Origin of the sequence: Enterobacter sp. ZOR0014, from assembly GCF_000798855.1 — a bacterium.
In the GTDB taxonomy this organism is placed as follows: domain Bacteria; phylum Pseudomonadota; class Gammaproteobacteria; order Enterobacterales; family Enterobacteriaceae; genus Enterobacter; species Enterobacter kobei.
In genome coordinates, this window is record NZ_JTLF01000390.1 from 1 (window position 1) to 8,185 (window position 8,185).

Below are 8,185 nucleotides of genomic sequence, written 5' to 3' on the forward strand. Positions count from 1 at the left end.
GAGGGAGCAAAATGGAGCCTGGCGTAATGCCGGGCTTTTTTACGCAAAAAAAAGCGGACCACGGGGTCCGCAAAAGTTCACGTTGGCTTTAGTTGTTCGAGTTTTGAGAGAAACTCGATGACGGTGCGGGGACGTCAAGGGTCAAACACGTGCCGCCTCGTCTATGTGGTGTATTATTCAACAGAAAGCTTGATAGGGATAATCGTTCGTTGCTATGCTATCTATCGCCATGAACTATCGTGGCGACGGAGGATGAATAATGAATATTCGTGATCTTGAATACCTGGTAGCGCTAGCCGAGCACCGCCATTTTCGCCGTGCTGCAGATTCCTGCCACGTCAGCCAGCCGACGCTGAGCGGTCAGATCCGCAAGCTGGAAGATGAGCTGGGCGTGATGCTGCTGGAGCGCACCAGTCGTAAGGTACTGTTCACCCAGGCCGGTTTGTTGCTGGTGGATCAGGCGCGCACCGTGCTGCGCGAGGTCAAAGTGCTCAAGGAAATGGCAAGCCAGCAGGGGGAAGCGATGTCCGGCCCACTGCATATTGGCCTGATCCCAACCGTTGGCCCGTATCTTTTGCCGCACATCATTCCAATGTTGCACCAGACTTTCCCAAAACTCGAAATGTACCTGCATGAAGCGCAAACCCATCAACTGCTGGCGCAGTTAGATAGCGGCAAGCTTGACTGCGCTATTCTGGCGCTGGTGAAAGAGAGCGAAGCGTTTATTGAAGTGCCGCTGTTCGATGAGCCAATGATGCTGGCGATCTATGAAGATCACCCGTGGGCGAACCGCGATCGCGTGCCGATGGCCGATCTGGCCGGTGAAAAGCTGCTGATGCTGGAAGATGGCCACTGTCTGCGCGATCAGGCAATGGGCTTTTGCTTTGAAGCGGGTGCCGACGAAGATACCCATTTCCGCGCAACCAGCCTGGAAACGCTGCGTAATATGGTGGCGGCGGGAAGCGGGATTACGCTGCTGCCTGCGCTGGCCGTGCCGCGCGAGCGTAAGCGTGATGGCGTGGTTTATCTGCCGTGCATTAAGCCGGAACCGCGTCGCACGATCGGCCTTGTTTATCGTCCGGGGTCACCGCTGCGCAGCCGCTATGAGCAGCTGGCAGAGGCCATCCGCGGTGCGATGGATGGCCATTTCGATAACGCGTTAAAACAGGCGGTTTAAGCCGTTCAGCGCGGCGACCCGATAGGCTTCCGCCATAGTCGGGTAGTTAAAGGTGGTGTTAACGAAGTACTCAATGGTGTTACCGCCGCCTTTTTGCTCCATAATCGCCTGGCCGATGTGAATGATTTCCGCCGCGCGCTCACCAAAGCAGTGAATGCCGAGGATCTCTTTCGTCTCGCGATGGAACAGGATTTTCAGCGTCCCCACGCTCATTCCGACAATTTGCGCCCGCGCCAGATGTTTAAACTGCGCGCGACCCACCTCATATGGCACTTTCATTGACGTCAGCTGCTGCTCGGTTTTCCCTACGGAACTGATTTCCGGGATGGTATAGATGCCGGTCGGGATATCTTCGATCAGATGCGCCGTCGCTTCACCTTTCACCAACGCCTGTGCGGCAATACGGCCCTGGTCATAAGCGGCAGAGGCCAGGCTTGGGTAACCAATCACGTCGCCGACCGCGTAAACGTGCGGCAGGGCAGTCTGGTACATACTGTTGACCTTCAGCTGACCGCGGCTGTCGGTCTCAAGTCCGATATTCTCCAGCTGCAGGGAATCGGTGTTGCCGGTACGACCGTTGGCGTACAGCAGGCAGTCCGCTTTCAGCTTCTTACCGGACTTGAGGTGCATGATCACACCGTCGTCGCAACCTTCAATCTTCTCGTATTCTTCGTTGTGGCGAATCACCACGCCGCTGTTCCAGAAGTGGTAGGAGAGAGAGTCTGACATCTCCTGATCGAGGAATGCCAGCAGGCGGTCGCGCGTGTTGATGAGATCAACTTTGACATCCATTCCGCGGAAGATCGACGCATATTCGCAGCCAATTACCCCTGCGCCATAGATAATGACGTGGCGGGGTTCATGGTGCAGGCTCAGAATCGAGTCGCTGTCGTAAACGCGCGGGTGTGAGAAGTCGACGTCGGCCGGGTGGTAAGGGCGCGATCCGCAGGCAATCACAAATTTTTCGGCGGTGAGTGTCTCAACCGAACCGTCGTGGCATTCAAGTGCCAGGGTGTGTTCATCCACAAAATGCGCGTTGCCCTGCAAAATCTCACAGTGGTTACGCTCATAAAACCCCTGGCGCATGCGCGTCTGCTGGTTAATGACGGTATCCGCATGATTCAGGATGTCGGCAAAGGAGGAACGAAGAAGTCGGGAGTGGTCGCTGTAAAGAGGGTTCTGGTTAAATTCGATAATGCGGCTAACGGCGTGGCGGAGGGCTTTTGAAGGGATGGTACCCCAGTGGGTGCAACCGCCGCCGACATTATGGTAGCGCTCAATGACCGCTACTCTGGCTCCCTGTTTCACCAGACCCATAGCAGCGCCTTCGCCGCCGGGGCCGGAACCAATAACTATTGCGTCGTAATCGTAGGAATGTGGCATGGTAAGGCTTACCTGTTCTTATACATAAAAGCAACAGAATCATAACATCATTGCCAGGGTAACCCAATTATCGTTGTGCTTTTTTCCGGCAGTGGAGCACAAACCGCACGTAAACAATCATTCACAAAGCCAGGCAAACAGATTAATTTTATTCTCTGGTATAGTGCCAGCAGGCCTTTGGAAGGATTCAACTATCGTGATGGGCGTAAGAGCACAACAAAAAGAGAAAACCCGGCGTTCGCTGGTGGAAGCCGCATTCAGTCAACTGAGTGCCGAGCGGAGTTTTGCCAGTTTGAGCCTGCGCGAAGTCGCACGCGAGGCCGGGATTGCGCCAACGTCCTTCTATCGTCATTTCCGTGATGTGGATGAACTGGGCCTGACCATGGTCGATGAAAGCGGTCTGATGCTGCGCCAGCTGATGCGCCAGGCACGTCAGCGTATCGCCAAAGGGGGGAGCGTGATACGCACCTCCGTGTCGACCTTTATGGAATTTATTGGCAATAACCCCAACGCGTTTCGTCTGCTTTTGCGCGAGCGTTCGGGCACATCGGCGGCGTTTCGTGCCGCCGTCGCGCGTGAAATTCAGCACTTCATCGCGGAACTTGCCGACTATCTTGAACTCGAAAACCATATGCCGCGTGCGTTTACTGAAGCACAGGCTGAGGCGATGGTGACGATTGTTTTCAGCGCGGGTGCCGAAGCGCTGGATGTCAGCATTGAACAACGCAAACAGCTCGAAGAGCGACTGGTATTGCAGCTCAGGATGATCTCCAAAGGCGCGTACTACTGGTATCGCCGTGAACAAGAGAAACTGGCACATCAAACCGAAGAGTGAAGGTGAGTAATGAAACAGTCAGGTCAGGATAAAGGGACGCTGTTGCTGGCATTGATCGCTGGCTTATCCATTAATGGGACGTTTGCCGCTATTTTTAGCTCAATTGTTCCGTTTTCGATTTTCCCGCTTATTGCGCTGGTGCTGACGGTGTACTGCCTGCATCAACGTTACCTGAACCGCACCATGCCGGTGGGGTTACCGGGGCTGGCCGCTGCCTGCTTTATTCTGGGCGTATTGCTGTATAGCACCGTGGTGCGTGCGGAGTATCCGGATATCGGATCTAACTTCTTCCCTGCGGTACTGTCTGTGGCGCTGGTATTCTGGATTGGCTCGCGCATGCGTAGCCGTAAGAGCCAGTTACCAGAGTAATGAATTATTTGTAGGGCAGGTAAGCGAAGCGCCACCTGCCAAAACCGGCCTACAGATTACCGTGCGGTAAGTAAAACGCCGCACTCCATATGGTGCGTATACGGGAACTGATCGAACAGCGCCAGACGTTCAACGTTGTGCGTCTGGCTTAATGTTTCGAGGTTCTTGCACAGCGTCTCCGGGTTACAGGAGATGTACAAAATGCGCGGGTACGCCTGCACCATCTTTTCGGTTTCGCTGTCCAGGCCACTGCGCGGCGGGTCGACAAAAATCGTCTCACACTGGTAGCTCTTCAGGTCGATCCCTTCCAGGCGGTTAAACGCCCGCACGCCGTTCATGGCCTGCGTGAACTCTTCTGCGGCCATACGAATGATCTGCACGTTGTCGATATGGTTAGCGGCAATGTTGTACTGCGCGGCGGCAACTGACGGCTTGGCAATTTCGGTTGCCAGAACGCGATCAAAGTTACGTGCCAGGGCCAGGGAGAAGTTGCCGTTACCGCAGTACAGCTCAAGCAGGTCGCCTTTAGATCCTTCCGTCGCCTTGAGCGCCCACTCCAGCATCTGCACGTTCATCGCGGCGTTCGGCTGAGTGAAGCTGTTCTCGACCTGACGATAAATCATCTCTTTACCCGCCACCGGCAAACGCTCATCGACGTAATCCTGATCCAGCATGATTTTGGTTTTGGTCGCGCGGCCAATCAGGTGGACATTGATGTTCTGCGCACGCAGCGCATCGCGCAGGGCTTCTGCCTGTTCGCGCCATTCGTCGGTCAGCGCTTTGTGGTAGAGCAGAGAGACAATCGCCTGATTGCTTTGCGTGGTCAGATAGTCAATCTGGAACAGCTTATGACGCAGCACCGGATTATCGCGCACACCGTCAATAATCAGGGTCATCAGCTGGTTGATGAGCTCACTCGCCGCCGGGAAACTGTCCACGCGAATGCGGGATTTTGTCTGCTGATCGAAAATGATGTGGTACAGGTCATCTCCGTCGTGCCAGATGCGGAACTCGGCGCGCATGCGGTAGTGGCTGACGGGAGAGCGGAACACCTCGGGAACGGGCGCGTTGAACGGCGTCATCATACTTTGCAGGCGGACGACTTTCTCTGCCAGCTGCGCGTCGTACTGTTCTGTCGGGAGGTGTTCTGGGGTCATGATGCGTCCTGAGTGATAAAGAATTACGCGGGGATTGTAGGCATTGTGCAGGGGATGTCCAGATTTAATGGCTCATAGCTGTCTGGACATCTATACGTGTCTAATTGTAGCATTCTGTTTCCGGTCTCCTGAGAGTGAAAAGGGAATCCAGTGTAATTCTGGAGCTGACGCGCAGCGGTAAAGACTGGCGGGATGAACGTTGTAGACACTGTGAAAATGGGAAGTCTTCATCCGTATAACGCCACCTAGCCCGAAGACCTGCCGGGATCACGTCGCATTTGGTTTCATCATCGCGTGCTATCGATGGGGCCTGCGGCATCCTTCTTATATTGTGGATGCTTTAACAATGATTAAAAAAGTATCGCTGTTGACGGCGCTGTCCGTCACGGCATTTTCGGGCTGGGCGCAGGATAGCGCCGACTCGTTGGTGGTGACGGCAAATCGTTTTGAACAACCGGCAAAAACCGTTCTGGCGCCGACGTCCGTTGTGACGCGAGAAGATATTGAACGCTGGCAGGCAAAGAGCGTTGTGGAAATCATGTCGCGTTTGCCGGGAGTGGACATCGCGCAAAGTGGTGGCCTGGGTGCGACCTCTTCTACTTTTATTCGTGGTACTGAGTCCCGTCATGTTCTGGTTCTGATTGACGGTGTACCGCTGAACAATGCCGGGATCAGCAACGTTCCCGATCTTAGCCAAATCCCCACCTCGCTGATTCAGCGCATTGAGTACATCCGCGGCCCGCGTTCTGCGCTGTATGGCTCCGACGCGATTGGCGGTGTGATCAACATTATCACCGGGCGCGATAAACCGGGCGCGGAAATTTCTGCCGGAGTGGGTTCTAAGGGTTATCAAACTTATGACGGTTCTTTCCAGCAGGTTCTGGATAAAACCAAAATCACCATGGCGGGTAACTATACCTACACCCGTGGTTTTGACATTAATGCCCAGGATGCGCCGCGCCAGCCTGACCGTGATGGCTTTATGAGTAAATCGCTGTACGGCTCTGTGGAACAGCAGATTACCGACAGCGTGAGCGGCTTCTTCCGCGGTTTTGGCTATGACAACCGCTCTGCGTATGACGGTTACGATCACTACGACGCCAGCTTTATGGTCGATGGCCGACCTGACACTCGCCAGCTTTACAGCCAGAACTGGGATACCGGTCTGCGATACAACCAGGGGATTTTCCAGTCGCAGCTGGTGGCCGGTTATGGTCGCAGCAAAGACCAGAACTATGATCCGAAGAAAGGGCGCTACGCGGATTCCGCAACCATGGATGACGTGAAGCAGTACACCACCCAATGGCTTAACACCGTGGAAGTGGGTCATGGCAACATCGGTGCTGGCCTGGACTGGCAAAAGCAGAAGACGCAGGCCGGGACGGGCTACCTGGATAAAGGTTACGAGCAGCGCAATACCGGTGTGTTTGTTTCGGCGATGCAGCAGTTCAATAGCGTGACGCTGGAAGCGGCGGCACGTAATGACGACAACTCCAACTTTGGCAACCATGGGACATGGCAAACCAGCGCAGCATGGGAGTTTGTGGAGGGCTATCGCATGATTGCCTCCTACGGTACTGCATTTAAAGCACCGACCATGAGTCAGATCCACAGCGCCTCTTACGGTAATCCGGACCTTAAACCGGAGGAGAGCAAGCAGTGGGAAGGTGGCTTTGAAGGCCTGACGGGACCGGTCAACTGGCGTATCACCGGTTATCGCAATGATATTGATAACCTGATTAACAGCGATCCTCATACGTATCGTTACTACAACATTGATGAGGCGCGTATCAAAGGGGTGGAAGCCACGGCACAGTTCGATACTGGCCCGGTTGGGCATCAGATTTCCTATGATTACGTTGATCCGCGTAATGCCAAAACCAACGAAGTACTGGCCCGCCGTTCAAAGCAGCAGGTTAAGTATCAGCTTGACTGGCAGGTATGGGATCTCGACTGGAACCTGGCGTACCGCTATCTGGGCACCCGCTATGATGTCGCGATTGATCCAGACACCTATGCGTCTGAGCGCGTGAAAATGGGCGGCGTCAGCCTGTGGGATGTCGCAGTTTCGTATCCTGTCACCTCACACCTCACAGTTCGTGGTAAAATAGCCAACCTGTTCGATAAAGATTACGAGACAGTTTATGGCTACCAAACTGCAGGACGGGAATACACCTTGTCTGGCAGCTACACCTTCTAATCCGCGTCCCACCGTGCTGGTATTTGATTCCGGCGTCGGTGGGCTTTCGGTCTATGATGAGATTCGGCATCTCCTGCCGGATCTCCATTACATTTACGCTTTCGATAACGTCGCGTTCCCGTACGGGGAAAAGAGTGAGGACTTTATCGTCGAGCGCGTGGTTGAAATCGTCACCGCAGTGCAAAAGCGCTATCCCCTTGCACTGGCCGTCATCGCCTGTAATACGGCGAGCACCGTTTCCCTTCCCGCCCTGCGTGAAAAATTCCCGTTCCCGGTTGTGGGCGTCGTGCCTGCAATCAAGCCTGCGGCACGTTTGACGGCGAATGGCATTGTAGGATTGTTGGCCACGCGAGGTACGGTAAAGCGTCCTTATACCCGCGAGCTGATCGAGCGTTTTGCTAACGAATGCCAGATTGCGATGCTCGGTTCGGCAGAGCTGGTGGAGATGGCCGAAGCGAAATTGCATGGACAGGCGGTATCACTCGACGAGCTGCGTCGTATTCTTCGTCCATGGTTGCGGATGCCCGAACCCCCGGATACGGTTGTGCTCGGCTGCACCCACTTCCCGCTACTACAGGAAGAGCTGTTAGAGGTACTGCCGGAGGGAACACGGCTGGTGGATTCCGGTGCGGCTATCGCGCGTCGTACGGCCTGGCTGCTGGAACATGAAGCGCCTGATGCGAAATCAGCCGATGCGAATATTGCTTTTTGTATGGCAATCACGAAAGAGACCGAGCAACTTTTACCCGTTTTACGCCGTTATGGCTTTGAAACGCTCGAAAAACTGGCGCTATAGCACGGTTTTGAGCAAAAAAGAGACGGTTGAAAGTTTTTTTTAAAAGAGGGGTTGTCAACGTCTGAGAACTCCCTATAATGCGCCTCCACTGACACGGAACAACGGCTTACAGGCCGCCGGGTTAGCGGGGTTCAGAGATGAACGCCAACAGAGAAAAGCAAAAATAATCGCTTGACTCTGAATGAGGAAAACGTAATATACGGGACCTCGCAACGGTGAGCTGAAAGCCGCGTTGCAACTGCTCTTTAACAATTTATCAGACAATCTG

7 protein-coding genes and 1 riboswitch are annotated in these 8,185 nt (G+C 54.4%); of the genes, 5 read left to right on the forward strand and 2 right to left on the reverse strand.

Translation table 11 applies throughout. The annotated features are described in order from the left end of the window. The first annotated feature begins 259 nt into the window (after positions 1-259). Positions 260-1,177, forward strand: coding sequence for a DNA-binding transcriptional regulator OxyR (gene oxyR / locus L977_RS21915; protein ID WP_014885686.1), 918 nt, complete (start codon positions 260-262; stop codon positions 1,175-1,177). Here oxyR and sthA read toward each other — a convergent pair. Continuing rightward, the gene (sthA, locus tag L977_RS21920; RefSeq protein WP_014885685.1) at positions 1,160-2,560 is read right to left on the reverse strand and encodes a Si-specific NAD(P)(+) transhydrogenase; all 1,401 of its coding nucleotides are present in this window, start codon (positions 2,558-2,560) and stop codon (positions 1,160-1,162) included. The two genes, oxyR and sthA, sit on opposite strands and share 18 nt — an antisense overlap. Positions 2,561-2,756: 196 nt before the next feature. On the opposite strand from sthA, the gene fabR reads away from it, so the two are divergent. Both fabR and L977_RS21930 read left to right on the forward strand, forming a co-directional pair. Further along, on the forward strand, positions 2,757-3,395 hold the full coding sequence (gene fabR / locus L977_RS21925) for an HTH-type transcriptional repressor FabR (protein ID WP_008501784.1): 639 nt from the start codon (positions 2,757-2,759) through the stop codon (positions 3,393-3,395). A 9-nt stretch (positions 3,396-3,404) separates the two neighbouring features. After that, on the forward strand, positions 3,405-3,764 hold the full coding sequence (locus L977_RS21930) for a YijD family membrane protein (RefSeq protein WP_008501783.1): 360 nt from the start codon (positions 3,405-3,407) through the stop codon (positions 3,762-3,764). A gap of 56 nt (positions 3,765-3,820) precedes the next feature. Here L977_RS21930 and trmA read toward each other — a convergent pair whose 3' ends face one another. Further along, positions 3,821-4,921 carry a tRNA (uridine(54)-C5)-methyltransferase TrmA gene (trmA, locus tag L977_RS21935; RefSeq protein WP_023331591.1) on the reverse strand — a complete coding sequence of 367 codons (1,101 nt, stop codon included), beginning with the start codon at positions 4,919-4,921 and terminating at the stop codon, positions 3,821-3,823. Between the two features lie 104 nt (positions 4,922-5,025). After that, a riboswitch (cobalamin riboswitch) is annotated at positions 5,026-5,201 on the forward strand. Between the two features lie 66 nt (positions 5,202-5,267). Here trmA and btuB point away from each other — a divergent pair. Beyond that, positions 5,268-7,121 (forward strand): TonB-dependent vitamin B12 receptor BtuB, encoded by a 1,854-nt coding sequence (btuB, locus tag L977_RS21940; RefSeq protein ID WP_047626926.1) that lies wholly within the window; start codon positions 5,268-5,270, stop codon positions 7,119-7,121. Further along, positions 7,066-7,917 carry a glutamate racemase gene (gene murI, locus L977_RS21945; RefSeq protein ID WP_047626927.1) on the forward strand — a complete coding sequence of 284 codons (852 nt, stop codon included), beginning with the start codon at positions 7,066-7,068 and terminating at the stop codon, positions 7,915-7,917. Before btuB ends, murI begins: the two co-directional genes overlap by 56 nt. Positions 7,918-8,185: the final 268 nt, after the last annotated feature.